This window comes from Streptomyces sp. NPDC045968, assembly GCF_056430475.1.
The window spans coordinates 342,045-368,839 of the sequence record NZ_JBWKLF010000002.1 but is presented as its reverse complement, the minus strand read 5'-3'; the positions used below and the strand labels follow the sequence as shown (position 1 = coordinate 368,839).

General features: G+C 71.1%; 25 protein-coding genes. 17 read left to right on the top strand and 8 right to left on the bottom strand.

What is annotated here, in order from left to right:
- Window positions 1-864, top strand: a complete 864-nt coding sequence (locus AC07FA_RS07305; protein ID WP_479073732.1) for an amidohydrolase family protein — start codon at window positions 1-3, stop codon at window positions 862-864.
- Between the two features lie 55 nt (window positions 865-919).
- Window positions 920-1,780 carry an Fpg/Nei family DNA glycosylase gene (locus AC07FA_RS07300; protein ID WP_479073731.1) on the top strand — a complete coding sequence of 287 codons (861 nt, stop codon included), beginning with the start codon at window positions 920-922 and terminating at the stop codon, window positions 1,778-1,780.
- Window positions 1,781-1,799: 19 nt separating this feature from the next.
- On the opposite strand, the gene AC07FA_RS07295 is transcribed toward AC07FA_RS07300, so the two are convergent.
- Entirely contained in the window at window positions 1,800-2,456 is a 657-nt protein-coding gene (locus AC07FA_RS07295; RefSeq protein ID WP_479073730.1) for a zf-HC2 domain-containing protein, read from the bottom strand.
- Window positions 2,457-2,573: 117 nt separating this feature from the next.
- Between AC07FA_RS07295 and AC07FA_RS07290 the strand changes: the two genes are divergently transcribed.
- The 4 genes from AC07FA_RS07290 to AC07FA_RS07275 all read left to right on the top strand — a co-directional run bounded on the left by AC07FA_RS07290 (window position 2,574) and on the right by AC07FA_RS07275 (window position 6,423).
- Window positions 2,574-3,326, top strand: a complete 753-nt coding sequence (locus AC07FA_RS07290) for a LytR/AlgR family response regulator transcription factor (protein ID WP_479073729.1) — start codon at window positions 2,574-2,576, stop codon at window positions 3,324-3,326.
- 63 nt (window positions 3,327-3,389) lie between these two features.
- Window positions 3,390-3,752 carry a hypothetical protein gene (locus AC07FA_RS07285; protein WP_479073728.1) on the top strand — a complete coding sequence of 121 codons (363 nt, stop codon included), beginning with the start codon at window positions 3,390-3,392 and terminating at the stop codon, window positions 3,750-3,752.
- Window positions 3,749-5,239 (top strand): sodium/solute symporter, encoded by a 1,491-nt coding sequence (locus AC07FA_RS07280; RefSeq protein WP_479073727.1) that lies wholly within the window; start codon window positions 3,749-3,751, stop codon window positions 5,237-5,239. Before AC07FA_RS07285 ends, AC07FA_RS07280 begins: the two co-directional genes overlap by 4 nt.
- The gene (locus AC07FA_RS07275; protein ID WP_479073726.1) at window positions 5,236-6,423 is read left to right on the top strand and encodes a sensor histidine kinase; all 1,188 of its coding nucleotides are present in this window, start codon (window positions 5,236-5,238) and stop codon (window positions 6,421-6,423) included. The genes AC07FA_RS07280 and AC07FA_RS07275 overlap by 4 nt, the downstream gene beginning before the upstream one ends.
- A gap of 17 nt (window positions 6,424-6,440) precedes the next feature.
- Here AC07FA_RS07275 and AC07FA_RS07270 read toward each other — a convergent pair whose 3' ends face one another.
- Window positions 6,441-6,950, bottom strand: coding sequence for a hypothetical protein (locus AC07FA_RS07270; RefSeq protein WP_479073725.1), 510 nt, complete (start codon window positions 6,948-6,950; stop codon window positions 6,441-6,443).
- A 111-nt stretch (window positions 6,951-7,061) separates the two neighbouring features.
- On the opposite strand from AC07FA_RS07270, the gene AC07FA_RS07265 reads away from it, so the two are divergent.
- On the top strand, window positions 7,062-7,259 hold the full coding sequence (locus AC07FA_RS07265; RefSeq protein WP_479073724.1) for a zf-HC2 domain-containing protein: 198 nt from the start codon (window positions 7,062-7,064) through the stop codon (window positions 7,257-7,259).
- Here the strand turns inward: AC07FA_RS07265 and AC07FA_RS07260 are convergent.
- Window positions 7,193-7,762, bottom strand: coding sequence for a sigma-70 family RNA polymerase sigma factor (locus tag AC07FA_RS07260; protein WP_479073723.1), 570 nt, complete (start codon window positions 7,760-7,762; stop codon window positions 7,193-7,195). The genes AC07FA_RS07265 and AC07FA_RS07260 overlap by 67 nt on opposite strands.
- 258 nt (window positions 7,763-8,020) lie before the next feature.
- Between AC07FA_RS07260 and AC07FA_RS07255 the strand changes: the two genes are divergently transcribed.
- Window positions 8,021-9,232: a CapA family protein gene (locus tag AC07FA_RS07255; protein ID WP_479073722.1), complete on the top strand. Its 1,212-nt coding sequence runs from the start codon at window positions 8,021-8,023 to the stop codon at window positions 9,230-9,232.
- Here AC07FA_RS07255 and AC07FA_RS07250 read toward each other — a convergent pair.
- Window positions 9,219-12,125: a glycoside hydrolase domain-containing protein gene (locus AC07FA_RS07250; RefSeq protein ID WP_479073721.1), complete on the bottom strand. Its 2,907-nt coding sequence runs from the start codon at window positions 12,123-12,125 to the stop codon at window positions 9,219-9,221. The genes AC07FA_RS07255 and AC07FA_RS07250 overlap by 14 nt on opposite strands.
- A 97-nt stretch (window positions 12,126-12,222) precedes the next feature.
- Between AC07FA_RS07250 and AC07FA_RS07245 the strand changes: the two genes are divergently transcribed.
- The 4 genes from AC07FA_RS07245 (at window position 12,223) to AC07FA_RS07230 (ending at window position 17,088) form a co-directional block, all read left to right on the top strand.
- Window positions 12,223-13,362 (top strand): ROK family protein, encoded by a 1,140-nt coding sequence (locus tag AC07FA_RS07245; RefSeq protein ID WP_479073720.1) that lies wholly within the window; start codon window positions 12,223-12,225, stop codon window positions 13,360-13,362.
- A gap of 94 nt (window positions 13,363-13,456) precedes the next feature.
- On the top strand, window positions 13,457-14,485 hold the full coding sequence (locus AC07FA_RS07240) for an ABC transporter permease (protein WP_479073719.1): 1,029 nt from the start codon (window positions 13,457-13,459) through the stop codon (window positions 14,483-14,485).
- Window positions 14,482-15,402: a carbohydrate ABC transporter permease gene (locus tag AC07FA_RS07235; protein WP_479073718.1), complete on the top strand. Its 921-nt coding sequence runs from the start codon at window positions 14,482-14,484 to the stop codon at window positions 15,400-15,402. Before AC07FA_RS07240 ends, AC07FA_RS07235 begins: the two co-directional genes overlap by 4 nt.
- A 45-nt stretch (window positions 15,403-15,447) precedes the next feature.
- The gene (locus AC07FA_RS07230; protein ID WP_479073717.1) at window positions 15,448-17,088 is read left to right on the top strand and encodes a type 2 periplasmic-binding domain-containing protein; all 1,641 of its coding nucleotides are present in this window, start codon (window positions 15,448-15,450) and stop codon (window positions 17,086-17,088) included.
- 55 nt (window positions 17,089-17,143) lie between these two features.
- Here AC07FA_RS07230 and AC07FA_RS07225 read toward each other — a convergent pair whose 3' ends face one another.
- Entirely contained in the window at window positions 17,144-17,605 is a 462-nt protein-coding gene (locus tag AC07FA_RS07225) for a universal stress protein (protein ID WP_479073716.1), read from the bottom strand.
- Window positions 17,606-17,769: 164 nt separating this feature from the next.
- Here AC07FA_RS07225 and AC07FA_RS07220 point away from each other — a divergent pair, with 164 nt between their 5' ends.
- The gene (locus tag AC07FA_RS07220) at window positions 17,770-18,612 is read left to right on the top strand and encodes a polysaccharide deacetylase family protein (RefSeq protein ID WP_479073715.1); all 843 of its coding nucleotides are present in this window, start codon (window positions 17,770-17,772) and stop codon (window positions 18,610-18,612) included.
- A gap of 28 nt (window positions 18,613-18,640) precedes the next feature.
- Here the strand turns inward: AC07FA_RS07220 and AC07FA_RS07215 are convergent, their stop codons facing one another.
- Entirely contained in the window at window positions 18,641-19,300 is a 660-nt protein-coding gene (locus tag AC07FA_RS07215; RefSeq protein ID WP_479073714.1) for a class F sortase, read from the bottom strand.
- Between the two features lie 347 nt (window positions 19,301-19,647).
- Here AC07FA_RS07215 and AC07FA_RS07210 point away from each other — a divergent pair, with 347 nt between their 5' ends.
- Complete coding sequence (locus AC07FA_RS07210) at window positions 19,648-20,190, top strand: hypothetical protein (protein WP_479073713.1); 543 nt, start codon at window positions 19,648-19,650, stop codon at window positions 20,188-20,190.
- 95 nt (window positions 20,191-20,285) lie between these two features.
- Here the strand turns inward: AC07FA_RS07210 and AC07FA_RS07205 are convergent, their stop codons facing one another.
- Window positions 20,286-20,843, bottom strand: a complete 558-nt coding sequence (locus AC07FA_RS07205) for a hypothetical protein (protein WP_479073712.1) — start codon at window positions 20,841-20,843, stop codon at window positions 20,286-20,288.
- Between the two features lie 202 nt (window positions 20,844-21,045).
- Window positions 21,046-21,813 carry a bestrophin-like domain gene (locus tag AC07FA_RS07200; protein WP_479073711.1) on the bottom strand — a complete coding sequence of 256 codons (768 nt, stop codon included), beginning with the start codon at window positions 21,811-21,813 and terminating at the stop codon, window positions 21,046-21,048.
- A gap of 796 nt (window positions 21,814-22,609) precedes the next feature.
- Between AC07FA_RS07200 and AC07FA_RS07195 the strand changes: the two genes are divergently transcribed.
- The 3 genes from AC07FA_RS07195 (at window position 22,610) to AC07FA_RS07185 (ending at window position 26,768) form a co-directional block, all read left to right on the top strand.
- Window positions 22,610-23,572, top strand: coding sequence for an SCO0930 family lipoprotein (locus tag AC07FA_RS07195; RefSeq protein ID WP_479073710.1), 963 nt, complete (start codon window positions 22,610-22,612; stop codon window positions 23,570-23,572).
- A gap of 203 nt (window positions 23,573-23,775) precedes the next feature.
- Entirely contained in the window at window positions 23,776-24,594 is an 819-nt protein-coding gene (locus tag AC07FA_RS07190; RefSeq protein ID WP_479073709.1) for an SAM-dependent methyltransferase, read from the top strand.
- Window positions 24,591-26,768, top strand: coding sequence for a putative bifunctional diguanylate cyclase/phosphodiesterase (locus AC07FA_RS07185; RefSeq protein ID WP_479073708.1), 2,178 nt, complete (start codon window positions 24,591-24,593; stop codon window positions 26,766-26,768). Before AC07FA_RS07190 ends, AC07FA_RS07185 begins: the two co-directional genes overlap by 4 nt.
- Window positions 26,769-26,795 lie beyond the last annotated feature (27 nt).

Sequence of the window (26,795 nt, the reverse complement as noted above, 5' to 3'; positions counted from 1 at the left end):
GTGACCCCCGCCGAACCGGCCGCCGCGGTCGACGCCCACCACCATGTGTGGGACCTCTCCGTACGTGACCAGGACTGGATCACCGGCGAGGAACTGGCCCCCATCCGGCGTACGTTCACCCTCGCCGACCTGGAGCCCGAGGCACGGGCCGCCGGGGTGCGCGCCACCGTCCTCGTCCAGACCGTCACCGTCGCCGACGAGACTCCCGAATTCCTCGCACTCGCCCGGAGCAGCGGCCTGGTCGCGGGTGTCGTCGGCTGGACGGACCTCACCGCACCAAGCGTCACCGACACCCTCGCCGCTCTCCGCGCGCTTCCCGGCGGCGACCGGCTCGTCGGAATCCGGCATCAGGTGCAGGGCGAGCCCGACCCGGAGTGGCTGTTGCGCCCCGACGTACGGCGTGGCCTGACCGCCGTCGCCGACGCCGGACTCGCCTACGACCTGATCGTCCGGCCCCACCAGCTGCCCGCCGCCGCGAAGGCCGCCGCGCTGCTCCCCGGCCTCACGTTCGTACTCGACCACGCGGGCAAACCGCCCGTCGCGGCGCGGCGTACGCGCCCCTGGGCGGATGGCCTTCGGGCGCTGGCGGCCCACCCCAACACCGTCTGCAAGCTGTCCGGTCTGGTGACCGAGGCCGACCCCCGCTCCTGGACCGTCGAGGACCTGCGGCCGTACGCGGAGACGGTCATCGACGCCTTCGGCCCCGACCGGCTGATGTTCGGCTCGGACTGGCCGGTGTGCCGGCTGGCGGCGGAGTACACCGAGGTCGTCGAGGCCGCCCGCACGCTGACCGCCGATCTTTCCGGCCCGGAACAGCGGGCCGTCTTCACGGACACCGCCACCCGCGTGTACGGCCTGGGCTGAACCGCCGACAGCGCGCGGGGAGGCATCCGCCGCGGTGCTGCGGCAGGCTGGAGGCATGCCCGAACTGCCGGAAGTCCAAGCGCTGCGGGTCTTCCTCGACGACCACCTGGTCGGCAAGGAGATCGCCCGTGTCCTGCCGCTCGCGATCAGTGTCCTCAAGACGTACGACCCGCCGGTGTCCGCCCTCGAAGGCGCAACCGTCACGGCCGTGGCCCGGCACGGCAAGTTCCTGGACATCACCGCCGGGGACCTGCATCTGGTCACGCACCTCGCGCGGGCCGGCTGGCTCCAGTGGAAGGACAGCTTTCCCGCCACACCGCCCCGGCCCGGCAAGGGCCCCCTCGCGCTGCGCGTGGTCCTCGCCGGAGGCGATGGCTTCGACCTCACCGAGATGGGCACGACGAAACGGCTCTCCGTCCACCTCGTGCGCGACCCGGCCCAGGTGCCCGGCGTCGCGCGCCTGGGACCCGACCCGCTCGACGACTCCTTCGACCGCGAGGCCTTCGCCGCCCTGCTCGCCGGGGAACGCCGCCGGATCAAGGGAGCCCTGCGGGACCAGTCCCTCATCGCTGGCATCGGCAACGCGTACAGCGACGAGATCCTGCACGTCGCCAAGATGTCCCCGTTCAAACTCACCACGAGCCTGAACGAGAGCGACATCACCGGGCTGTACACCGCGCTGCGCACCACCCTCACCGATGCCGTCGAACGCTCCAGCGGCCTCGAAGCGGGCAAGCTCAAGGCCGAGAAGAAGAGCGGCATGAGGGTCCACGGGCGCACCGGCCTGCCGTGCCCCGTCTGCGGCGACACGATCCTGGAGGTCTCCTTCAGCGACTCCTCGCTCCAGTACTGCCCGACCTGCCAGACAGGCGGCAAACCGCTCGCCGACCGCCGCCTCTCGCGGCTGCTGAAATAGCCGGGCACGCGGTACGGGGTCAGCGGGTGAGCGTGACGAGCCGCTGACCCCGCCCCGTCCGTACCTCGAACCGGTCGATGGCGTCGGGCCGCAGGGCCGCGCCCCCGCTCACCCGCAGCGGCTCACCCCCGGAGCGGCCGGCCGACCAGGTGGTCACCGTCTGCTCGCTGCCGTCCCGCCCCACCACGACCAGCGCGCACACCCCGGTCACCGGAACCCGCGTCACCCGCAGGTCCACGTCCGTCCCCCACTCCCGCGCCCCGGTCGTCACCGCGGCCACCACCCCCGACGCCGCGTCCCGCCCGCCCCACCGCTCGGTCCGCGCCCGCCCAGGAGCGTCGTGGAAACCGGCCGCCACCAGAGGGCCGCCCAGCACGAGCACGGCCGCGGCCCCCACCAGCGCCGCCCGCCGCCACCGCGACCTCCGGCGCAGGGCGGCCACCGAGGCGACCGTCCGGTCCAGGAGCCCGGGCCCGGGCTCCCGTACCGGCTCCATCTCCTCGGGCGCGGGGCGGCCGTGCTCCGCCAGCAGCGCCGTCACCGCACCGAACTCACGCACCTGCCACCGGCACGCGGGACAGTCGGCCAGATGCTCCTCGAAGCGGAAGGCATGGGCGGCACCGAGCACACCGAGCGCATAGGCGCCCGATGCGCGACGGTGTTCCGGGGAGTGCATGCCGTCAGATACGCGGGCCGCACGCGAATCACTCAGGCCACGTCCACGCGGGCCGCACCTCACTCCCTCACGCCGTCCCCGCCCCGGCACGCTCCCGGGGCTCTACACTCCGGCCTCATGCTGCGCGTACTCGCCGTCGACGACGAACAACCCGCCCTGGAGGAACTCCTCTACCTCCTGCGCGCCGACCCCCGCATCCGCAGCGTGGAAGGAGCCACCGGGGCCACCGAGGCGCTGCGCCGCATCGGTGGCGCCGTCGACGCGGGACCCGACGACCCGTCCGCCATCGACGTGGTCTTCCTCGACATCCACATGGCGGGCCTCACCGGGCTCGATGTCGCCCAGCTGCTCGCCGGGTTCGCCGCGCCACCGCTCATCGTCTTCGTCACCGCCCACGAAGGCTTCGCCGTCCACGCCTTCGACCTCAAGGCCGTCGACTACGTCCTCAAGCCCGTGCGCCGCGAGCGTCTCGCCGAGGCCGTGCGCCGCGTCGCCGAGCAGGTCGGCGACCGGTCCGCACCCGTCCACGACGCAGCCACCGACCAGATACCGGTCGAGCTGGGCGGAGTCACCCGTTTCGTCCCCGTCGACGACATCACCTACGCCGAGGCGCAGGGCGACTACGCGCGGCTCCACACCGTCTCCGGCAGCCATCTGGTCCGGGTCCCGCTGACCACCCTCGAGGAACGCTGGCGCTCCCGGGGCTTCGTACGCATCCACCGCCGCCATCTGGTGGCGCTGAACCGCATCGACGAACTCCGCCTCGACGCGGGCGCCATGAGTGTCCGCGTCGGTACGGCGGAACTCGCCGTGAGCCGCCGCCACAGTCGCTCCCTGCGCGACCTCCTGATGCGCCAGACCGGCCGCTGACCAGCACCGACCCCGGGGCCGGCCCTTCCCAGAGCGCTCCCGCGACGCCTACACTCCGAGCCCATGTCCGCAGAGCCCATACCCCGGCGCGAAGTGGTGACGGGGGAGCCCAGGCGGGTGCGCCCGCTGCCCCGCTACCGCGCCCAGTCGGAGATCGACGAGCAGACCGCGCTCGGCGGTGCGTACGTCCGCTCGCTGATGCGCAGCCAGCTGCGCGCCGGACTCACCGCGTTCGCCGTGCTCGCCCTCGTCGCGGGCACCCTGCCCCTCGTCTTCGCCGCCCTGGACAGCGCCGCGGTCGTCTGGGCGGTGCTCGGCTTCGCCACCTGCCCGCCGCTCACCCTGATCGCCTGGTGGTACGTACGGCGGGCGGAGCGCAACGAACGCGACTTCGCCAGACTCGTGGAAGGCCGCCCCGCGCCGTGAGCCGGCCCGACCACCTGGCGTCGGTGGTGGCGGTCGCGCTCGTCGTGCTCGCCACCGTCCTCGTGGGCGGATTCGGACTCCGGATCTCACGGACCACGTCCGACTTCTACGTCGCGTCCAGGTCCGTACGGCCCCGCCTCAACGCGGCGGCCATCAGCGGCGAATACCTCTCCGCCGCCTCCTTCCTCGGCATCGCGGGACTCGTCCTCGTACACGGCCCGGACATGCTCTGGTACCCGGTCGGATACACCGCCGGCTATCTGGTCCTCCTGGTGTTCGTCGCCGCGCCGCTGCGCCGCTCGGGGGCGTACACCCTGCCCGACTTCGCCGAGGGCCGGCTCGAATCGCGCCAGGTGCGCAGGCTCGTCAGCGTGTTCGTCGTCGGCGCGGGCTGGCTCTATCTCGTACCGCAGCTCCAGGGCGCCGGGCTCACCCTCCAGATCCTCACCGGCGCGCCCGGCTGGCTCGGCGACGTGCTGGTGGCCTCCGTCGTGGTGATCGCCGTCGCCGCGGGCGGCATGCGTTCCATCACCTTCGTCCAGGTCTTCCAGTACTGGCTGAAGCTGACCGCCCTTCTCGTGCCCGCGATCTTCCTGGTGCTGGCCTGGCGGGGCGACGGACAGCCCCGTGTCTCGTTCGACGCGCAGCTCTCCGTCTTCCGCGCCGACCATCCGCTGTACGCGACCTACGGACTGATCGTGGCCACCTGCCTCGGCACGATGGGACTGCCCCACGTCGTCGTCCGCTTCTACACCAGCCCCAACGGGCGCGACGCCCGCCGTACCACCGTGGCGGTCCTCGCGCTGGTCGGCGGCTTCTATCTGCTGCCGCCCGTGTACGGCGCACTGGGCCGGCTGTACGCCCCCGAGCTGATGTACGGCGGGGACGCCGACGCCGCCGTACTCCTGCTGCCCGCACGGGTCATCGGCGGTACGGGCGGCGATCTCCTCGGCGCGCTCATCGCCGGTGGCGCCTTCGCCGCGTTCCTGTCGACGGCCTCCGGGCTGACGATGGCCGTCGCCGGAGTGATCACCCAGGACGTGCTGCCCTCGCGCGGTGTACGTCACTTCCGGCTGGCCACCCTTCTCGCGATGGCCGTGCCGCTGGCCGGCTCGCTGCTGGTGAGCCGCGTGCCGGTGGCCGACGCGGTGGGGATGGCGTTCGCCGTCTCCGCCTCCTCCTTCTGCCCGCTGCTCGTGCTCGGCATCTGGTGGCGGCGGCTCACCCCGCCCGGCGCGATCGCCGGACTGCTGCTCGGCGGCGGCTCGGCGCTGCTGTCGGTGGCCATCACGGTCAGCGGGGCGGTGCGCCCGCCCGGCTGGCCGCACGCCCTGCTCGCCTGGCCCGCCGTCTGGTCCGTCCCCGTCGGCTTCCTCGCGATGATCCTCGTCTCGCTGGCCACCCCTGGCCGGATACCGCCCGGCACCAACGCCGCCATGAGCCGCTTCCACCTGCCCGAAGCACTGACCTCGGGACGCGAGCGATGACCGGGGCCGGTATCGCGGTGGTCGCCGTGATCGTCCTGCTGCTGTTCGGCACGGGCTACCTGCTGGGCCGCACGGGCCGGCCCGTACGCACCAGTGACGTCGGCACGCCCGTGGAGCACGCCACGTTCGAGACCCTGCACACCGCCTCCCTCGCGGCGCCCCCGCTGCGCGCCGGCCTCACCGAGGAGAGCGCGCGACGGTCGGCGCGACGGCTGCGCTCCCTGCTGGGAACGGACGCGCTCTGCCTCACCGACCGCGACCGCATCCTGGTCTGGGACGGTGACGGGGACCATCACGGCAAGGGGGTGATGGAGCACGTCCAAGGGCTCCTCGCCAGCGGCCGGGACACCGCCTTCCACACCGGCTGCGCGGACCTCGACTGCCCGCTGCGCTGGGCCGTCGCCGTCCCGCTGACCGTCGACCACCGGGTGCTCGGCACGCTGGTCGCCTACGCCCCGCGCGAGTCGGCCGTGCTGGCGCGGGCGGCGGGCGAGGTGGCCCGCTGGGTCTGCGTACAGCTGGAACTCGCTGAACTCGACCGCTCCCGTACGAAGTTGATCGAGGCGGAGATCAAGGCCCTGCGGGCGCAGATCTCTCCGCACTTCATCTTCAACTCCCTCGCCGCGATCGCCTCGTTCGTCCGTACCGACCCGGAACAGGCACGTGAACTCCTGCTGGAGTTCGCGGACTTCACCCGCTACTCGTTCCGTCGGCACGGGGAGTTCACCACCCTCGCCGACGAGCTGCACTCCATCGACCAGTACCTCGCGCTGGTGCGGGCCCGATTCGGCGAACGGCTGGCCGTCACGCTCCAGGTCGCCCCCGAGGTGCTGCCCGTCGCGCTGCCGTTCCTCTGCCTCCAGCCCCTGGTCGAGAACGCCGTCAAACACGGCCTCGAAGGCGCCGTGACCGACAGCCGCATCACGATCAGTGCCCTGGACGCCGGGTCGGAGGCCGAGGTCGTCATCGAGGACGACGGCACCGGCATGGATCCGGAACGGCTGCGGCAGATCCTGCGCGGCGAGGGCGGCACGTCGACCGGTATCGGCCTGCTGAACGTGGACGAGCGGCTGCGGCAGGTGTACGGCGACGACTACGGGCTCGTCATCGAGACGGGTGTCGGCGCGGGGATGAAGATCACGCTGCGGCTGCCCAAGTACCGTGCCGGGGTGCACGGTTCATGATTGCGCCGCGCGGGAGTTCAGTAGAGGTGGACGGCCAGATGGCCCAGCGGCAGTCCCAGCTGCCAGGCCGGAGTCCACACCTGGGCGGTCTCCTCCTCCGCGTGGTCCGGCGGCGCCCAGGACGGCGCGCCGATCGCGTCCAGATCCGCGGCGAGCAGCTCGGTCTCCTCCAGCCACCGCCAGGCCGCGCGCGCCAGCGCCGGACCGGGGTCGGGCGGGCCGCCGGGACCGGTCCGCCGGTCCAGCTCGTCGAGGCGCTCGCAGATCCACTGCCGCCATTGCGTTCCGTACGCCGTCAGCAGCCGTAACTCGTTCACCCGGGCGGCGGGCAGCACGTCGGCCACCGTTCCGTCGGACAGGAAGATCGTCAGGGCGAGCGCATCCCGCCCCGCCCGGTATTCCAGTGTCGTCGGCTCCATGAGATCGCCGGTCAGCAGCAGTCCATCCGCGAGGTACTCGGCGTACAGCCAGGCCATCGGGATCACGAGCCCGTCCCCACCGGCCCCATCCGTGCGTTCCGGATGCATCCTGCCTCGCCTCTTTCCTTACTCGGCACAGGGCTTCACGGAGCATTGAACCGGGGGCGCATGCCCCGCGTGGGCAGAAGAGCAAGTTCGTTCAGGAGATACGAGGTGGAGATGACCGTCGACCGTGCCGACGTCCCGCATGTGCGCCAGCTGCTCGGCGCGTACGTCCTGGACGCCCTGGCCGACGGGGAGTGCGTCAGGATCTCCCGGCACCTTCAGCACTGTGACGGCTGTGCGGGCGCCTATGTCGAGGTCGCCGAGGCGGCGGCCATGCTCGGCCTGCTCAACGCGGAGGACCTGCTGGAGTAGCCGGGCAGACTGCGGGACAGCAGCCGCAGCGCGTAGTACGAACGCGACTTGACGGTGCCCGCGGGTATGCCCAGCACCTGCGCCGTCTCTCCCACGCTCAGACCGCGGAAGTAGATCTGCACCAGCACCGCGCGGTGCTCCGGGCTGAGCGTCTTCACCGCCTCGCGCACGTCGAGCGCGCGGACCGCCGAGTCGGCGGTGTCCTGCGGTGCGGGGGCGCTCTCCAGTACGGCGTCGCTCACCTCCGCCGGACGGGCGAGGCGCGAACGGCGGGCGTCGATGGCGAGGCGCCGTCCGACGGTGAAGAGCCAGGGGCGCATCGAGTCGTAGGGGGCGTCGAACGCCTCGGGGTGCTGCCAGGCGCGTACCAGCGTCTCCTGGAGCAGGTCCTCCGCGCGCTGCCGGTCGCCGAAGGTCAGACCCAGCAGGAAGTGGAACAGCGCGGGCCCGTGCTCCCGCTGGAGATCCGCGAGGGCCCGCTCGCCGGTCTTCGTCGTGGTCATGGTGAACGTCCCTTCCCGGAGAGGCCCCTGCCGCCTCGCTGCCGCCTGGCGTATACGAACGCATTCGGGCCGTGAGGAACAGGGAGCGCACCGAGCTGTGCGACGAGCGGTCGCACGGAGCGGCGAGTGGTGCGGCGAACGGTCGGACGACGGCGATACGACCGATTAAGGGAGACGCGAGCCGTTGATCCTTGACTCGGCGGTATGACTATATGTGTAGTCAGTTGTCCGAAATGGGTCGAACTGGGAGCCGGGCAGATGACGAAGCGCATCCGACAGGGCACGGTGGCCGCCATCACCGTGCTGCTCGCCGCGGCAACGGCGTGCAGCGGGCAGCAGTCTCCGGACCCGGGGGAGTCCGGGCGGCACGCGACCGCCGCACCGGGTGGCCGGGGAGCGGCCGGCACCGCCGCCGACAAGGCGCGCGCCTTCACCCTCGTGGCCTCGGGCGACGTCCTGCCGCACTCCTCGGTCATCGACCGGGCAGCGGCGGACGCCGGCGGCCCGGGCTACGACTTCGCTCCGATGCTCAAGGGCGCCGCACCGGTCGTCTCCCAGGCCGACCTGGCCATCTGCCACATGGAGACGGTGTACGGGGAGGAGGGCGGCCCCTACACCGGCTACCCGTCCTTCAAGTCGCCGCCCGAAGTGGCGCAAGGCCTGCGCGCCACCGGGTTCGACTCCTGCTCCACCGCCTCGAACCACACGCTGGACGACGGAGTGGAAGGCATCCGCCGCACCCTCGACGCCCTCGACAAGCAGGGCATCGCGCACGCCGGCTCAGCCCGTTCCGCCGCCGAGGCGGCCCGCCCCACCCTCCTGAAGGCGGGCACAGGCAAGCACGCCGCCAAGGTCGCCCACCTCGCCTACACCTACGGGACCAACGACGTCCCACTGCCGCGGGAGCGGTCCTGGGCGGTCAACCTGATCGACGAACAGAGGATCGTCGCCGACGCGCGGGCGGCCCGGAGGGCGGGCGCCGACGTGGTGGCCGTCTCCCTGCACTGGGGCACCGAGTGGCAGGACGAGCCCGACGAGGAGCAGCTTGCCCTCGGCCGGCGGCTCACCGCCGCCGGCTCCGCGGGCAGCCCGGACATCGACCTGATCCTCGGCACGCACGCCCATGTCCCGCAGGCCTACGAGAAGGTCAACGGCACCTGGGTCATCTACGGAATGGGTGACCAGATCGCCGGAGCGATGATCAACTACGAGGGCGTCCAGGACCCGCGGGGCAACCAGAGCTCGATCGGCCGCTTCACCTTCGCGCCGCCGGCGGAACCGGGGAAGCGCTGGGCGGTGAAGAAGGCCGAGTTCCTCCCGCAGTGGTTCGACACCACGGTGGGCCGCGTCGTCGACCTCAACGCCTCGATCGACGAAGGCGCCGGCCACCACCGCGAGGTACGCGACCGCATCCGCGCCGTCGTCCTCGGCCGCGGCGCCGCCGAGGACGGACTCCTCATGGGGAAGTGACGGAGGCGCCCCCCAGGACGAGCAGCCAGCCGCGTCCCGGGGCGACCGGGACCGGCTCGCCGGCCGCGAACGACCGCTCCGGCTGGAACCCCTCGATCGCCGATGCGTACGCCGCCACACGTTCCTTCGCCGCCGTCAGCACGCACTCCACCGGCTCCGCCGCCCAGGAGGCCAGCGCGGTGACGGTCCCGCCGGGACCCTGCCAGGTGGAGGCCAGGACATCGGCACGGCCGGTGGAGACGGGCCCGGTCTCCGCCCACCAGCCGGTCAGCTCGGCCTCCGGCAGCCGCAGCGCGTCGAAGGCCCGCCACAGCGGGCGCACATCCGTCATCGGGGCCCGCGCCGTCATCCCGAAGACCAGACCGCGCCACGGGTTGCCGCCGCCCTCCAGCATCTCGCCCATCAGACCGAACGGAATCCCGGACAGCTCCACCAGCCAGTACGCGGGGTCCGTGTTCTCGTAGTCGAAGAGCTCGCCGAGCCAGAGCCGGTCGGTGTACGGCATCAGCTCCGCGTACAGATTGGCGCTGGAGGCGAAACCGTCCGGTTCCCGGTACTGGTTGCACGAGTGGAGATCGATGACCGGCGGGTCGGAGTCCGGCCGAGTCAGTGCCTTGCGTACCCGCTTCATCGTCGTCCGGTCGTACGCCACGTCGTCGAGGTACAGTCCGTCGACACCGAGCCGGTTCCGCAGCCGGTCGATCCCGCACACATAGGAGTTGTGCCAGCGGGAGTCACCGGAGGTGACCACGGCGACGTCCCCGACGTCCGGCGCCACCCACCCCGGCACGTAGTCGCTACCCAGATGCTCGCGCAGCCAGGCGTGTCCGCCGCCGGGCCCCGGTGCGAGGACCTCGTCCCCGAGCGAGGCCAGCGCGGGCAGCTCGGGAGTGTGCCGGGTCAGTTCGCGCACGGTGTCGTACACCTTGACCCGGATGCCGAGCCGGTGGGCGTCCCGTGTGTAGGCGCGCAGCACGTCGGCGGCGAGCAGCGGGTCGTTGATGTACGGGTTGGGCGGTGTGGCGTGGTGCAGATTGACGACGTTGGCGCCGTACGCGGCGACCTCCGCCGGGGACGCGTAGGCGTGGTAGTAGCGGTCGGCGAGCTGGCGCGCGGGCCCGAGCGGCTTGAACGGGGTGAGCAGCAGCCGCAGTTCGAAGCGGCGGCGCTCCCCGGCGGCGAGCCGCAGCGGCCCGCTGAACGCGGTCAGGGTCCGTACGCCGCCGGCGGTGCGCAGCCGGATGCCGCCGTCCCCGTCCCCGGCCCAGGAACGCGGCGTGACCAGCGGCTTCTCGCGGTAGTAGTTGGTGTTGAGCGGGCGGGTGTAGTGCTCGTCGCGGAGCGAGAGCTGGAGACCGGCGGACGGTGCGCCGAGCCAGAGGGCGTCCTGATTGCGGGTCGGGGTGTCCCAGCTCCAGTCGAAGGTGTCCGGACAGTTCTGCCCCGGCAGCCCCAGACCCATGGCGTACCGCGCGACCGTCGCGTGGAGCGGCACATCGAGGCGCACCTCCGTGCCGAGCGTCTCGGTGGCCTCCAGGGTCGCCCGCACGACGAGGAAGCCGTCGGCCTCCAGCTCGCCCTCGGTGCGCAGCCGGAGCCCCGGGCCGGTCGCCGTGGTGGACCAGCGCACCCGGGCGGGGCCCGGCTGTTCGAGCGTCAGCGGCCCCCGGTCGAGAGGGCGGCCGACGGTGAGCGCCACCGGCGCCGCCAGGAGATCGAGATCCGGGCCGTCGGTGCCGGTCACCCCGGGGGTGAACGAGGAGGTGAGACGGTGCGGCAGGCCGTCGTCGCCCAGCTCCACGGACCGCCCGAGGAGGTCCAGGCGGCGCCCCGCCACCCGCACCGGGGTGAACGGCGTGACCACCTCGTCGTCCTGGCCGAGCGTCGAGTCCAGCCAGCGCAGCCGGGCCAGCCGCTCCGGCTCCCCGGCGCCGTGATCGTCGACGCTCTCCGTACCGACGGTGAGGCGGAGCGGCAGCACCCGTTCCGCCGTGCCGCGGGCGCGCACGGCGATCTCGCCCTCGTACGCACCGGGCTCGGCGTCCCGCGGCACATCGAGCCCGAACCAGAGCGCGTGCACCCGCCCCGCACCGACGTCGATCCGCTTCTCGAAGCGCAGGCCGCGCGCGTCGGTGCCCCCGGTGCTGAGGCAGCGGGCGGGGAACGGGAGACCGCGGAGTTCCGCGGTGACCTCCTCCAGCGCCGCCACCGCGTGGATCCCGGTCTGGAGCACGTAGAACTCGCCCCGCGCCGCGGTACCCGAGAAGGCGGCGAACGGCGCCGACCTCGCCCAGCGCGCGGGCAACCGCTCGATCCGGCCGAGCGGGTGCGCCCGGTCCTCGCCGAACAGCAGGAACGGCTCGTGCGGATGCGTCGCAGTCAGCGCCGCGCGCTCCTCGGCGGTGGCCGCGAAGCCCAGCGGTGCGAACGAGTCGACGGCGCTCACCGCCTCGTAACGGAAGGTCTCCGCCCGTTCGAGGTGGGACCAGCCGCGCTCCGGGTCCCGGAGTCCGCACCGGTGCACCCAGCCCGGATCGGCTGTGGGGGTGGGCTGTCGGTAGGCGGCCTGCGGATAGTAGGGGCGGCCGGTGTGCGCGTACGGCAGATAGTGCACGGCGTACGTGCCGGGGCCCTCGGCCGGCTCGAAGGCGATCCGGCCGCGCTCGGCCGTCACCTCCGCCGCCACCGTGTTGCGTATGCGGCGGCCCGAAGGGGCGAGCACCAGTACATCGACGGAGCCCGGGTCCGGATCGGTGCGCCGCCAGGGCAGCTCGGCCCCCACCCCATCGTGGGCCGAGGTCACGCGGACCAGCATCCGGTGATTGCCGTAGACATCGCTGTCCCATGAACCGAGCCCGCACTCCAGCTCGGGATGCCGATCCCGCTCAGCCATCTCCGCACTCCCTCAAGGGCGCTATTTATTAGGTAAGTTGCTCAATTGCCATGGGACACCATGGAGAGCCGACGATCACGCTGTCAAGGGAGCTGCCATGGACCGGGGTGGGGACGCCTCGCTGTTGCGCCGGCTGAACGCGGCCGCGGCGCTGAGGGTCGTACGGGAGCGGGACGAGGTCACCGTGCCGGAACTCGCGGGGCTGATCGGGGTGTCCCGGCCGACGGCCCAGGACCTCACCGCCCAGCTGCTGCGCGAGGGCCGCCTCGTGGAACTGGGCGCCAACAGCGGGTCCGTGGGGCGCCCGGCACGCCGCTTCCGCTTCCGGGCCGAGGCCGGGCACGTCCTCGGTGTCGACATCGGGGCCCACAAGATCCTGGTCCTGGCCGCTGATCTGCTCGGCCGCACGGTCGCCACGGAGCGGATCGCCGTCACTCCCGGACTCCCGGCGCGGGAGCGGCTGGACGCGGTGCGTGGGGCGATCGCGGGATGCCTGGCGCAGCCGGCGGCGGCCGGGGTCGCCCCGCTCGCCACCGGCATCGGCACGAGCGGCATGGTGGACACCGGGGGACGCGTCGCCGAGAGCGACTCGCTGCCCGGCTGGACGGGTCTCGACCTGGCCCACGAGCTGGCGGGCGCCGGTTGCGGCCGGGTCGTCGTGGGCAACGACATCCAGCTCGCGACGCTCGCCGAATGCACCACCGGAGTGGCGGTCGGGGTGCCGGACTGCCTCTATCTCTACATCGGCAACCGGCTCGGCATCGGCCTCTGGCTCCGCGGCGACCTGCACCGGGGACACCACGGGGCGGCGGGGGAGATGGTCTCCGACGACGGATGGGCGCTCTCCTACCAGCGCCTGCTCGACTGGTTCGCCGGACACCGGGGCGACGGGGAACCCACCCGGGAGAACGCCGCACGTGCCGTGGTGACGGCCGCGGCGGCGGGCGACGGGGGCGCTCGCTACACCCTGCGCGCCTTCGCCGAGGCCCTGGCCGACAGTCTGGCGCGGCACGTGGCCGTGCTGGACCCGCAGGCGGTGGTGCTCGGTGGGGGCATCTCACGGGCGGGAGACCTGCTCAGCGAGCCGTTCGCTCAGCGGCTCGCCTCCCGCTGCCCCCACGCGCCGGCCGTGCGGATCTCCGCACTCGGAGAGGAATCGACCGCAATCGGGGCAGCCCGGCTGGCATTGGAACACATCGAGCACGGCGCGCAGAAAAGTCCAACTTCTCAGGACTGATTGGCTGTTGACGTGGGCCTGCGGCGATTCGATGATGTGGCCACTCTTTTCGGCAAGTTGATTTCCAAACTCGTCGTGCCGTCAGGCCCCCGTCATGCCGCCAGGCCAGGGAGAACGTGTGACATCCCCTGCAACAACCACCAGCCCCCGGGCTGCCTCGCCACCGAAAGCCCCCGAGGGCCGGAGTGCCAGCGGCGGGCTGCCGCCCCTGCGGCGGACACCGCTGCGGGTCCGGCTGCGCAACAACTGGGTGATGCTCGCCCTGATGGCCCCCGGCCTGCTCTTCTTCGCCGTCTTCTTCTACGTGCCGATGCTCGGCAACATCGTCGCCTTCCAGGACTACCAGCCCTTCATCGGCTTCAAGGAAAGCCCCCTGGTGGGCCTCGCCAACTTCCAGGAGGTCTTCGCCGACCCCGCGTTCTGGGAGTCGGTACGCAACACGCTCGCCTTCGCCGCACTTCAGCTGATCTTCTTCTTCCCCGCGCCGCTGGCCCTGGCGCTGCTCATCAACAGCCTGGTGAGCAGTCGCGTCAAGAAGTTCGTCCAGAGCGTCGTCTACCTGCCGCACTTCATCTCGTGGGTGCTGGTCGTCGCCCTCTTCCAGCAGGTACTCGGCGGTGCGGGACTGATCAGCAACTTCCTTCGGGACCACGGGCTTTCGGCCCTCGACGTGATGACCGACCCCTCCACCTTCCCGATGCTGATCACCGCACAGGTGATCTGGAAGGACATCGGCTGGGGCATGATCATCTACCTCGCGGCGCTCGCCAACGTCGACCAGAGCCTGTACGAGTCCGCGGCCGTCGACGGCGCCGGACGATGGCGCCGGATGTGGCACATCACCCTGCCGGCCGTACGGGGCGTCACGGTCATGCTGCTGGTCCTGCGCCTCGGTGACGTACTGTCCGTCGGCTTCGAACAGTTCCTCCTCCAGCGCGACGCCGTCGGAGCCCGGGCCGCCGAGGTCCTCGACACCTACGTCTACTACCACGGCGTCGTCTACGGCGACTGGGGCGTCGGCGCCGCCGCCGGTCTGGTCAAGGGCGTCGTCGGCGCCCTGATGATCTGGGGCGCCAACCGGCTGGCCCACGCATTCGGAGAGCAAGGGGTGTACAGCAAATGAGCATCGGAGCACCCCTGTTGAAGCCCCGGCAGGCGGACCGCCGCCCCGCCTGGGAGGAACCGCCCACCCGGCTCGGCTCGACCGCCAAGGCCCTCGTCATCACCGTCGTCGTGATCGTCATGACGGTGCCCTTCGTGGTCGTCCTGTCCACGAGCCTCGCCTCGCGCGAGGAGATCACCGCGGCGGGCGGATTCGTTCTCTTCCCGACCGAGCCGACCCTTCAGGCGTACCGCACCATCCTCTCCGGGGGACTGGTCACCCGGGCGGTCACCGTCAGCGTGCTGATCACCGCGGTCGGTACGGCACTCTCCCTGCTCACCACCGTCGCGCTGGCCTACGCACTGAGCAAGCGCGGCGTGCCGGGCAGCAAACCGGTCCTGCTGCTCGTCCTGTTCACCCTGCTCTTCGCACCCGGCATGATCCCGATGTACGTCCTGGTCAAGGAGCTCGGCCTGCTGGACTCCTACTGGGCGCTGATCCTCCCCGGCCTGGTCAACGCCTTCAACCTGGTGGTCATGCGGGCGTTCTTCATGAACATCCCCGAGGAGCTCTACCAGGCCGCCCGGATCGACGGCGCGGGGGACTGGCGCATCCTGACCCGGATCGTCCTCCCGCTCTCCAAGGGCGTCATCGCCGTCGTCGGCCTCTTCTACGCGGTGACGTACTGGAACGCCTTCTTCAACGCGATGCTCTACCTCAACGACTCGGGCAAGTGGCCGATCCAGCTGCTGCTGCGCACCTACGTCGTGCAGAACAAGCAGATGGCCGCCGACCAGCTCGGCGTGGCCCACATGCCGCCGCAGCAGTCGATCTCCATGGCGGTGGTCATGCTCGCGCTGATCCCGATCCTGATGCTCTACCCCTTCCTCCAGAAGTACTTCACCAAGGGCGTCCTCACCGGCGCCGTCAAGGGCTGACCCACGTCTCCCGTTCCGTCCCCTCATCCCGTTGCGGAGATCCCCATGACAGGCATGTCCCGACGCACCTTCCTCGGCCTGAGCACCGCGGTCGCGGCGGGCGCGGCCACCACCGCGCTCACCGGCTGCGGATCGTCCACGGCCACCGAGGGCGAAGCGGCCTCGGCCAAGGTGAAGCTGCCCTCGTACGTCCCCTTCACCAAGGTCACCCCCGACCTCCCGGCCAACGCCAAGGGGCTCTCGGCGGGCTTCCTCTCCTACCCGAAGGAGCTGATCCGGAGCGTCGCGAAGGCCCCCGGTGACGGCTCGAAGGTCTCGGTGCTCACCGAGATCTGGACCCAGCCGCCGCTGCCCAAGGGCTCCAACCCGCACTGGCAGAAACTCGACGAGGAGCTGAACGTCGAACTCTCGGCGATCCTCGGCACCGACCCCGGCTACGAGGAGAAGTTCTCCGCGACGGTCGCGGGCGGCGAGCTCCCCGACCTGATGTGGATACCGCCGAACCAGGGCATCCAGCACATCTCCGAACTGCTCCACGCCAAGTGCGCGGACATCACCGAGTACGTCTCCGGAGACGCGGTCAAGGACTACCCGAACCTGGCCGCCATGACCCCCGCCCACTGGAAGACGGCAGTCGTCAGCGGCAAGATCTGGGGAGCGCCCAGCCCCTACCCCGCCTTCGGACAGGTCTACGCGGGCAACCCCACCGTCTGGGAGAAGGCGGGCGGGCTCTCCGCGAGCGGCCCCGACGAATTCCTCGCCAAGTGCAAGGAGGTCACCGGCGGCAAGGTATGGGCCCTGGAGCCGATCTACGTCAACGCAGTCAGCGTACTCAGCCAGTGTTACGGCGCCCCCAACAAATGGCAGCTGAACAAGGACGGCTCGCTCACCTGGTTCCAGGAGACCGACGCGTACATGGAGGCCCTGAACTTCGTCATCGGACTCAAGAAGGCCGGGGTCTTCTACCCGGGCGACCCGAAGATGGCCGACGCCTATCTGAAGATGGCCCAGGGCACGATCGGCGCCACGGTGTTCGCCAACCCCTCGGGGGCCCGCGCCAACCTCCGTACCAACGACCCGTCGCTCGGCGCCGAGATCATGGTCCCGTTCGCCGCCGGGGGCGGCCGGCCCAACCACCACTACCACCTGGGCACGATCGGCTACACGGCCATCAAGAAGGGCGACGAGAAGCGGGTCCGCATGCTGCTCGGCCTCCTCGACTACCTCGCCGCGCCCTACGGAACGAAGGAGCGCGAGTTCGTCGAGTTCGGCACCGAGGGAGCCGACTTCACCTACGACGCCAAGGGATTCCCCCAGCGGACGAAGAAGGGCAAGCAGCAGGTCGAAGGGCTCTACAGCGGCCTCGCCACCGCCACGATCGCGCCCTTCGTGCTCCAGCCGTCGCTGTTCCCGGGCACCCGGGGGCCGCAGGACGTCGAGACCGTCTACGCCGTGGAGCAGAAGCTCACCGAGACCGCGATCGCCAACCCGACCGTCGGGCACTACTCCGACGCGTACACCGAGCACTACGGCCGGATGTCGACGGAGGCCACCGACCTGGTCAACGACATCGTGAGCGGCCGCAAGAGGATCAGCGAGTGGAAGCCGTTCTGGTCCGAGTGGCACTCCAAGGGCCTGGACCGGATGGCCGGGGAGTTCCAGAAGTCGATCGAGCGGAACGCCTGACGGGCGGTGGCGCGGGCGGCCGTTCCCGGCGGAACGGCCGCGCCGCCCTGTCCCGCTACGGGACGACGGTGACCGGCCAGCGGCCGGCCTTCACCAGACGGACGGCCACCGAACCGACGAAGCGGTGCCCGGCCGACTCCGACGCACCGACCACGACGGCGTCCGCCTTCAGTTCGTCGGCGGCGGTGACCAGCCCGTTGTACGGATCGCCGCGGAAGGTGTGGAACTCCCACCGCACGTTCCATATGTCCTTGAGCCGCTCCGTGGACTCCCGGATCTCCCGCACCAGGCCGTCCGCGACCTCACCGGTGACATCGGCGACCGGCGCTCCGAGTGCCGCCCCGGCGGGCATCACCGGCTGGACGTAGACGAGGGCGAGCATGGCGTTCTGGCGCCGGGCCAGTCCGGCGGCGTACGCCGCGGCGCGCATGGAGGAGTCGGACCCGTCGATGCCCGCGACGATCACTTTGGGGCCGTCGGTGCCACGTTCGAACTGATGACGTTGCTGGTCTGTCACGGAGGTGAGGCTATCCGCTCCCCTCGCGGCCGTCCGGCCGGGTCGCACCGAAGCCCCCGCAGGGCCGCCGGTCAGCGGTGACGCGCTCGTCCCATCGGGTGCAAAACGACTCCCTCACGGTGTCGGGGGTACGAGCGGACGGACACCCGTGCGAGCAGTTGGCCATGAAATACGATCAGCATCCCCTGGGACGCCGCCCGCTGCTCCGGCTGGCTCTCGGCCTCGGAGCCGCCACCGCCGTCCATGTGATCGCCGCCGACCCCGCCGCCACGCCCGTCCGCCCCGGGGGCGCGCCGCCCGCGGGGGCCGCCGGGCCACCCGCACAGGCGCGGGCGAGGCCCTCCGCGTACCGGCTCCAGCCCATGACGGCCCAGACCCCGCCCCGGTTCCGGCGGGCGGCACCTCCCGTACGCACCAGACCGCTGGAGGAGCTGCCGGACCTCGGGCGTTCCATGGTGCTCAGCTTCGACGACGGCCCCGATCCCCGGTACACCCCGGGCATCCTGTCCACCCTGCGCAGGCACCGGGTCCGGGCGATGTTCTTCGTCTGCGGCGAGATGGCCATCGACAACCAGGACCTGCTGCGCGAGATGGCGGCCGACGGCCACGTCGTCGCCAACCACTCCTGGTCCCACCCGCTGATCCCGCGGCTGTCCCGGGCAGGCATCCGTGACGAGCTGGGCCGCACCAGCGACATCATCGAGAAGACGCTCGGTGAAGCGCCGCTCTGGTACCGGGCGCCGTACGGGGCGTGGAACCGCAACTCGTTCGAGATCGGCGCCGCCCTGGGCATGGAGCCCCTGGCCTGGACCGTCGACACCCTCGACTGGACGGAGCCGGGTGCCGGCACCATCGTCCGCCGGGTCCTGGACGGTGCGGCGCCCGGCGTCGTCGTGCTGTCCCACGACGCGGGCGGCGACCGTTCGCAGAGCGTCGCCGCGCTGCGCCGCTATCTGCCGGAACTGCTCGCCGACGGCTACCGCATCACGGTTCCGCACCGCAGGTGAGGACGGTGGCCGCGACGCGCTCGTACGCTCAGCGCGTCGCGACCATCCGGGCGAAGACGACCACGTTCCCGTCGTACCCGCCGGCCTTGGAGTAGCCGCCGCCGCAGGTGATCACCCGGAGCTCCGCATGGCCGGTGTCGCCGTACACCCGGGCTCCGGGGAAGTCGTTCTTGGCGAACACCTCGACCCCGTAGACCTCGAACACCGCGACCCGGTCGTCGTAGCGGGTCACCTCCACGCGCTGCCCCTTCTTGACGGCGCCGAGGCCGTAGAAGACGGCGGGCCCCGACGTGTTGTCGACGTGGCCGACGACCACGGCGGTGCCGCGCTGGCCGGGCGAGATGCCGTTCTGGTACCAGCCCGCGAGGTTGGGGTCCTCCGGGGGAGGCGCCGCGATCCAGCCGTTGGGTTCCAGGTTGACATCGATCATCGGTGCGTCCACCCGGATCGAGTCGATCTTCACGCGGGCGGCGGGCGCGTACGGCAGGGGCTGGACGGGCTCGCCGACGAGGGGCATCGCCGCGGGGTCCTGATGTTCTTTCAGCGAGGCGGCCGCCGCGGGCTGCGGTGGCCCCGCGGCGACGTCGGTGCCGTTCCGCATGAGGGCGAGGCCCGTGAGCAGCACCAGGGCGACCGCGCCCCACGGCGCGCGTCTGGTCCGCTCGGCTCCCCAGTGGTCCCGGCCCATGGTTCTCCCTTCGTCGCGACGATTGGAACGCTAAGCGCGGGACGGGGCGGCGGCGATCAGGGAAGGGCGAACGGGTGGCGGCCGGATGCGGGACCACCGGGGCGATCACTCCTTGTGGCCCTGGGAGCGGGCTCTTCGGAGTAATGAGCAGATAAAACTTCTGACGGTCTGTGACCTGCGGGTCCGTCAGATTCAGAGGCCCTCGCGCGGCGTGTCGGCTCACCAGGGTGGAGCAGTGCCGAAGTGCGACAACCGGAAGATCTGGTGAGTGTTCGTCATGGGACGCGTATCCGTCGATCCATCTCGGAGGACATGACTCCGGGGCGCTTCCCGCTGGAGGTTCAACGATGCGTGCTTCACGCGCTCTCGCGGTGACCGCGACCGCCTTCGCGGTTATCGGGCTCGCCGCGCCGATGGCTGCCGCGACCAACGGTTCGGGCGGCGCTTCGGGCGGCGGTCCGGGCAATGGTTCGAGCAACAGTTCCAGCAACGGTCCGACCAACGTCACCGTCAACCCGTCCTCGGTCCACCAGGGCGCCACGATGCAGGTCAGCGCCATGGGCTGCGGCCGCGCTGGTGGCAAGGTCTGGTCGAACGCCTTCCCGAAGGCGAACCTCTCCCCGGGCTCCACCGGATACGCCACCGTCCACATCCGGCCCGACGCCACCCCCGGTAACTACAACCTGTCGGTCAAGTGCAACGACAGCGACCGGATCGCCACGCACCAGTTCACCGTGCTCGCCGGCCAGGGCGCCGCGGGCGGGCTCGGCGGCTCCATGGGTCCGAGCTCGGTCGAGATGCAGATCGGTGGCGGACTGGTGGCCGCCTCGGCCATCGGTGGCGCCGTCTTCATCGTCCGTCGTCGACGGACGAGCCATGCGGCGATCTAAGGCGTCGAACCTCCCGCCCGGCCCGATACGCCCGTCGCCCCGAGTCCTGGATCAGGACCCGGGGCGACTGTCGTGTGTCCGGCGGTTCATGCCGGTCAGTGGCTGCCTCGCCGCCTGCGCACGACATAGACGGTGCCGCCCGCGGCCGCCAGCACCAGGGCGCCGCCGGCGGCGATCTCGCCGGCGTCGATGCCGTCGACGCTCCCGCCCAGACCACCCTGCACCCCGCTGGGGGCCAGAGCGGTGGAACTGACGGTCGGAGCCGTCCGGGTGGGCGTGCTCGTGGGGCTGGGTGTGCTCGTCGCGCCACCGGTGATGGTCAGGCTGACCATCCGTACGGTGCCGCCGCAGTTGAACGTGACTTCGTAGACGGCACCCCGCTTGGCGTCCCAGTCGACGGTGGCCGTGGCCGACTGTCCACTGGGGATCGTCGTCGTGTCGAACACGCCCGACGCCGCCGTCGCGACCTCGTCGCAGCCCATGGCGCCCAGGGTCACCTGGCCGCCCGGCGCGACCGCCGAGGGGGTGACCGAGGGGGTGAATGAGGTGGTCGTGCCGTCCGAAGCGGCGTATGCGGCCGTGGCCGGTGCCGTCAGTGCCAGAGCGACGGAGCCGAGCAGGGCTACGGGTGGTGCGACGCGTATCGCGCGCATGGTCAATCCTCCGGGTCCCCGAGGAGCAGTTGCGGAACGGTTCCACAAAGCAGCAGAAATGCACCTCGATGCCCGGAATGCTAGAAGTGCCCCTTATCACCCGCGATCGGGGTCCGGCGAATGGGGCAGCCTTGTCCCCCGGCCGGCGCACCGGAGAGGTGTCGGCCGGGGGCGAAGCGGGGCGTGGGGCGGGGTGGGGCGGCTATCCGCCGGAGGCGTGCGGGAACAGATCGACGAACGGTGCGGTGGTGGCCGAGATGCCCCGTCCGAAGGGTGAGTCGAAGTCCCAGATCAGGAAGAGCAGGAAGGCGATCAGCACGCTGAAGAGGCCCGCGAGCAGCAGTTCGCGGAACGTTCTGCGGATCTGCAGCGTGAAGATCAGCCCCACCGTGACCATCGCTCCGGTGATCAGACCGAACCACACCACCCCGGGCATCGTCGCGCCCGCGCTCTGCCCCCGGGAGCCGCGGGCGTCATCGGCGGCGGCCACCTGGTCCACCAGTGGCTGGTACGCCTGCCCCTCGTGGTCGGTCTTCGGCTCGTAGTCGGTGACATCGGCCCGTACGCGGTCCAGCAGCCGGGTGCCCTCGTCGGTGAGGCTTCCCGTCTCGGTCATGGCCTTCCACTCGTCGTCGATCACGTACGTGACATAGGCGTCGACATCGGCACGGATCCGGTCGCGGACCTCGGCCGGATAGACGGAGGACCGGGCGCTCACCTCGTGCAGGGCCTGGGCCTCCAGGCGTACGGACTCCTGGGCGGCACTGCGCCCCTCCCAGACGCCCGCGATGGCGAGACCGAGGACGATCGCGTACACCACGCCGATCATCATCGTCATGTACTCGATGACGTCCGGAGTCTCGGACGGGTCGTCGTCCTCGCCGATACGCCGGTTGTTGAGGACGGCGATCGTGAGGACAACAGCGCAGGCCGAGGCCATGGCAATGGTCAGAACAAGCCATTCCGACATGGGTATCTCCGTGGATCAACGGGACGAGCGCGGCCGCAGGACGGCGACGGCGAATACGGCGGGTGCGGTGATCACCAGGGTGAGCGAGACCAGGGACGGGCCGCTGCGGGGTGCCTTACGGGTGGCTTTGCGGTAGGTGGGGAGCGCGACGGGCTTGGGCGGTGCGGGCTTGGGGCGCGCGGACGGGGGCGGCGGTGTGGGTTTCGGTTGTGGTTCCGGCGGCGCGGGGGCCGGGGGAGGCGGGGGCGGAGGTGGCGGGGGCTCCGGGGCCGGTGGTGGCTTGGGAGCGGGCGGTGGCTCCGGGGCGGGCGGTGGCTCCGGGGCCGGTGGAGGCGGAGGCGGCGGGGGAGGCGGCGGTGGCGGTGGCTCCGGTGGAGGGGGTGGCGGTGGTGGTGGCGGTGGCTCCGGTGGTGGTGGAGGAGGCGGGGGCGGCTTACAACTTCCCCCGCCCGCGACGGCGATCGACGAACTGCCGTCGTCCTGCCCGATGGAGGCCACCGCGCAGCTGTCGCCGGCCGCGGGCACCGGCACCGCGCACAGCCATACGAGTGCGGCGGCTGCCGAGAGCCGCCCTATGCGTGATCCGTACACGAGCGGGAGCATGGACCGGGGCGGGGCCGGACACGCCCGGCCGGGCGATGATTCCCCTGATGGTGGGGATCTTGTTCGATTCGCGTTTGCGGGCGTGGGAACTTTCTGCGCGACCGTTGAACACGGAGCACCCGGCCGCCCGTACCTAGGGCCATGAACGACGCGGACTCGCGTCGTAACTGGCCGAAAGACAACGGGAGTCGACATGAATACCTGGCGCAACGCCTCGCTCGTGGTGACGGCGACGGCCCTGCTGGTGCTGACGACGGCGTGCGGTCAGGAGAAGGGAACCGCCTCGCCGAACGGCCAGGCCGTGGGCAACGCCGTCCCCGCCGAGCAGCCGGCCGACAGTGGCTACGGCTCCGACGGCGGCTACGGCTCGGACGCCGGAACGGAAGCCGCCGCACCCAAGGAGGCCGGGCAGCTCGCCGTGTGGGACAGCAAGAACCTGGGCAGGGTGCTGACCGACAGCGCGGGCTTCACGCTCTACCGTTTCGACAAGGACACCGCGAGTCCGCCCGCGTCGAATTGCGAGGGCGAGTGTGCGAAGACCTGGCCGGTGGTGCCCGCGGGCGATGCCGTGGCCGCGGCAGGCACCGATGCCGCACTGCTCGGAGAGGTCGTGCGCGCCGACGGAAGCAAGCAACTCACCGTCGGGGGCTGGCCGATGTACCGGTACGCCAAGGACACCGGCCCGGGAGACGCCAAGGGGCAGGGTGTCGGCGGGACGTGGTTCGCCGCCGCGCCGGACGGGAAGAAGGCAGCGGCGAACGCCGTGGAGGGCGGCGAGGCGGAGCCGGCGGACCTCGCGGGGCTTTCGGTCCGTAAGGACCCGGAACTCGGGGACATCGTGGTCGACAAGCGCGGTATGACGGTCTACCGGTTCAAGAAGGACAGCGCGTGGCCGATGAAAACAGCCTGTACGGGAGACTGCCTGGAGAAGTGGCCCGCGGTCGAACCGGTGGCGAAGAATGACGTCGCGGGCATCACCACGAAGGGCTTTGTCACCTTCGACCGGCCCGATGGAATCAAGCAGCAGACGCTCGACTGCTGGCCGATTTACACCTTCTCCGGTGACGCCAACCCCGGAGACACCAACGGGCAGGGTGTCGGGGGAACATGGTACGCGGTGTCGCCCGACGCCAAACTCGTCGGAGCGCCCAAGTAGGGGAATCCGAGTGCCGGGCGTGCCGGTCCGTCGCTGATTGTTCACCCGCAGCGACGGACCGCCGCACATGCTCCTGGTGTGTGACCAATAACGGACCGCGAATTTCCGTTTCCGCTCGCTCTCTTGGCGGTCGATCAGTAGCCTCTGGTCAACACTGACCATGAACATGGCCGGATCGCCGTGGCGACTTGTTGGAGACATCGATGGAGCGTCCCGCCTGGGCACCGCAAGGCATTGACATTTCAGTGCCGAGCGTGTCCCGCATGTATGACTTCTATCTGGGCGGCTCGCACAATTTCGAGGTGGACCGGGAAGCGGCCCGTAAGGCAATGGAGTTCATGCCGGGCCTTCCCAAGATCATGCAGGCGAATCGCGCCTTTATGCGCCGGGCCGTGCACTACGCCGCAACCGAGGGCATCAGTCAGTTTCTGGACATCGGTTCCGGCATTCCGACCTTCGGCAATGTTCATGAAGTGGCCCAGGCGGCCGACCCCGGGGCCAAGGTGGCGTACGTCGACCACGACCCGGTCGCCGTCGCCCACAGCCAGGCGGTGCTGGAGGGCGTCGGGAACACCGTGATCGCCGCCGCCGACCTGCGCCGCCCCCAGGACATCCTGAAGAGCCCCGAGATCTCCGGACTCCTCGACTTCGACCAGCCGGTCGCACTGCTCCTCGTCGCGGTACTGCACTTCGTCGAGGACGCCGACGCCCCGTACACCGCCGTCGCCGAACTGCGCGAGGCGCTCGCCCCCGGCAGCCTGCTCGTCCTGACCCACGCCTCGTACGAGGGAATTCCGCTCACCGAGGAGGAGGCGGGCGGCACCGTCGGTGTCTACCGCAACATCCGCAATCCGCTCGTCATGCGGTCGCGTGCCGAGGTGTCACGGTTCTTCGACGGATACGAGCTGGTCGACCCGGGCCTCGTGTCGATGCCCAACTGGCGTCCGGAGACTCCCGTGGTGGAGGGCCAGGAAGATCCATTCGCCTTCTCGGGCTTCGCAGGGGTAGGACGCAAGGCGTGAGCATCCCCGCCCAGGCGTCCGGTGCCCCGGACGCGGAACCGGACGGCCCCGAGGGCCGGCTCCGAAGATTCGCCACCATCTGGAGCCGGGCGATCTTTCCGTCCACGGCCACCTCCATGACACGCCAGGAGTTCGAACAGCATCTGCTGCCGCTGGCACGTGAGCTGAGCGAGATCCTGCACGCGCGGCCCTTCGACCCGGCGCCCGCGCACGGGGTCGGGGCGGCGCTCGTCGCCGCGCACTGCACGGACCCGGAGGCCCTCAGCTCCACGCTCGGCGTCATCGACTCGTACCTGGTGCTCTACTGCGGAAGCAACGGCCCGCTGGAGCTCTCGACCGAGGACAGCAGGGCCCGCTGCGCACGGATGCAGCACGCGCTCGCCGGTGGATTCACCCTGGCGCTGCGCGAGCGGACGCTCGCCGAGCAGGAGGCCATCGCCCGCTCGGCGCTCACCGCCCGCTCCCACGCCGAACACGCACTCCACGCGACCGAGGCACGGTTCCGCGCCGTGTTCAAGGACGCGGCGATCGGCATCGGCATCGCGGACCTGGACGGCAACATCCTGGAGGTCAACGACACCCTCACCCGGATGTTCGGCGGCCTCGAACACCACGTCCGCAGCCACAAGGTGAACGAGTGGGTCCACCCCGAGGACTCACCCCAGGTGTGGAAGTACTACAACGAGCTGGTACGCGGCGAACGCGAGCACTACCACGTCGAGAAGCCCTACTACCGCAACGACGGCACCGTCCTGTGGACCAACCTCACGGTGTCGCTGCTCCGCGACTCCGAGGGCCGGCCCGAATACCAGCTGGCGCTGATGGAGGACACCACCGAGCGCCGGCTGCTCAACCTGCGGCTGCGTTACGAGGCCACCCACGACGCGCTCACCGGGCTGCCCAACCGGACCCTGTTCTTCGAGCGGCTGGAGAAGACGCTCGCGGCGAAGGGCGGCTCCCGCTTCGGGCTCTGCTACCTCGACCTCGACGGCTTCAAGGCGATCAACGACAGCCTGGGCCACGCGGCGGGGGACCGGCTGCTCGTCGAGGTCGCGGACCGGCTGCAGAGCTGTGCGACCGCACCGGGCGAGATGGTGGCGCGGCTCGGCGGCGACGAGTTCGTGGCGCTGACGACCGGGCCGCACACCGAGGACGAGGTCGACGAGCTGGCCTGCCGGATCCTCGGGGTGCTCGCCACGCCGATCCGGCTCGACGGCCGTGAGCTGACCGTACGGGGGTCCATTGGCGTGGTCGAAGGCCCGGCCGCCGGTGCCCGCACCGCGGCCGAGGTGCTGCGCAGCGCCGACATCACGATGTACCGGGCCAAGTCGGCGGGTGGCAACCGCTTCGAGCTCGCGGACGCGGAGGCCGACGCGCGCGCGATCACCCGGCACGGGCTGACCACGGCGCTGCCGGCGGCGCTGGACCGGGGCGAGTTCTTCATCGAGTACCAGCCCCTGGTGCACCTCGGTGACGGCAGCGTGCACGGCGCGGAGGCGCTGGTGCGGTGGTGCCATCCGCAGCACGGCGTGCTCGGCCCCGACCGGTTCATCCCGCTCGCCGAACACACCGGTCTCATCGTGCCGTTGGGGCGGTGGGTGCTGGAGGAGTCCGTGCGGCAGGCCAACTTCTGGCAGGAGCGGCACAGCGACGGCGGCCCGCTGCGGATCAACGTCAACCTCTCGCCGACCCAGTTGCACCACCCCCGGCTGGTCGCCGAGACGGTGGACGTACTGGAACGCTCGGGTCTCGAACCGGGGGCGCTCTGTCTGGAGGTCACCGAGTCCGCGCTGATCGGCGCCGACGACGATCTGCTCAAGCCGCTGCGGCAACTCGCGGAGATGGGTGTCGACATAGCGCTCGACGACTTCGGTACGGGCTACTCGAACCTGGCCAATCTCCGGCGGCTGCCGGTGAGCGTGCTCAAGCTGGACCGGTCGTTCACGCAGGGCATGCAGCAGCACCCGGCCGACCCGGTCGACCTGAAGATCGTCGAGGGGATCGTCTCGCTCGCCCACAGTCTCGATCTGGCCGTGACGGTGGAGGGCGTGGAGACCGGCGCCCAGGCCGAGCAGCTCAGGCAGCTCGGCTGCGACACGGCCCAGGGCTGGTACTACGCCCGCCCGGGCGCCCCGGACCGCATCCACGCCCTGCTCCTGGCCGACGCGGTGTGAGAGACGCCCTCACACGCCGGACGGGCT

Excerpts from the sequence above, each read along its gene's own strand:
- AC07FA_RS07270 (WP_479073725.1), bottom strand. The coding sequence starts at position 6,950 with ATGCATCCGGAACGCACGGATGGGGCCGGTGGGGACGGGCTCGTGATC.
- AC07FA_RS07245 (WP_479073720.1), top strand. The coding sequence starts at position 12,223 with ATGGACCGGGGTGGGGACGCCTCGCTGTTGCGCCGGCTGAACGCGGCC.
- AC07FA_RS07260 (WP_479073723.1), bottom strand. The coding sequence starts at position 7,762 with ATGACCACGACGAAGACCGGCGAGCGGGCCCTCGCGGATCTCCAGCGG.
- AC07FA_RS07215 (WP_479073714.1), bottom strand. The coding sequence starts at position 19,300 with ATGGGCCGGGACCACTGGGGAGCCGAGCGGACCAGACGCGCGCCGTGG.
- AC07FA_RS07295 (WP_479073730.1), bottom strand. The coding sequence starts at position 2,456 with ATGCACTCCCCGGAACACCGTCGCGCATCGGGCGCCTATGCGCTCGGT.
- AC07FA_RS07255 (WP_479073722.1), top strand. The coding sequence starts at position 8,021 with ATGACGAAGCGCATCCGACAGGGCACGGTGGCCGCCATCACCGTGCTG.
- AC07FA_RS07195 (WP_479073710.1), top strand. The coding sequence starts at position 22,610 with ATGAATACCTGGCGCAACGCCTCGCTCGTGGTGACGGCGACGGCCCTG.
- AC07FA_RS07300 (WP_479073731.1), top strand. The coding sequence starts at position 920 with ATGCCCGAACTGCCGGAAGTCCAAGCGCTGCGGGTCTTCCTCGACGAC.
- AC07FA_RS07210 (WP_479073713.1), top strand. The coding sequence starts at position 19,648 with ATGCGTGCTTCACGCGCTCTCGCGGTGACCGCGACCGCCTTCGCGGTT.
- AC07FA_RS07265 (WP_479073724.1), top strand. The coding sequence starts at position 7,062 with ATGACCGTCGACCGTGCCGACGTCCCGCATGTGCGCCAGCTGCTCGGC.
- AC07FA_RS07250 (WP_479073721.1), bottom strand. The coding sequence starts at position 12,125 with ATGGCTGAGCGGGATCGGCATCCCGAGCTGGAGTGCGGGCTCGGTTCA.
- AC07FA_RS07235 (WP_479073718.1), top strand. The coding sequence starts at position 14,482 with ATGAGCATCGGAGCACCCCTGTTGAAGCCCCGGCAGGCGGACCGCCGC.
- AC07FA_RS07290 (WP_479073729.1), top strand. The coding sequence starts at position 2,574 with ATGCTGCGCGTACTCGCCGTCGACGACGAACAACCCGCCCTGGAGGAA.
- AC07FA_RS07205 (WP_479073712.1), bottom strand. The coding sequence starts at position 20,843 with ATGCGCGCGATACGCGTCGCACCACCCGTAGCCCTGCTCGGCTCCGTC.
- AC07FA_RS07275 (WP_479073726.1), top strand. The coding sequence starts at position 5,236 with ATGACCGGGGCCGGTATCGCGGTGGTCGCCGTGATCGTCCTGCTGCTG.
- AC07FA_RS07190 (WP_479073709.1), top strand. The coding sequence starts at position 23,776 with ATGGAGCGTCCCGCCTGGGCACCGCAAGGCATTGACATTTCAGTGCCG.
- AC07FA_RS07240 (WP_479073719.1), top strand. The coding sequence starts at position 13,457 with ATGCCGCCAGGCCAGGGAGAACGTGTGACATCCCCTGCAACAACCACC.
- AC07FA_RS07230 (WP_479073717.1), top strand. The coding sequence starts at position 15,448 with ATGACAGGCATGTCCCGACGCACCTTCCTCGGCCTGAGCACCGCGGTC.
- AC07FA_RS07285 (WP_479073728.1), top strand. The coding sequence starts at position 3,390 with ATGTCCGCAGAGCCCATACCCCGGCGCGAAGTGGTGACGGGGGAGCCC.
- AC07FA_RS07220 (WP_479073715.1), top strand. The coding sequence starts at position 17,770 with ATGAAATACGATCAGCATCCCCTGGGACGCCGCCCGCTGCTCCGGCTG.
- AC07FA_RS07200 (WP_479073711.1), bottom strand. The coding sequence starts at position 21,813 with ATGTCGGAATGGCTTGTTCTGACCATTGCCATGGCCTCGGCCTGCGCT.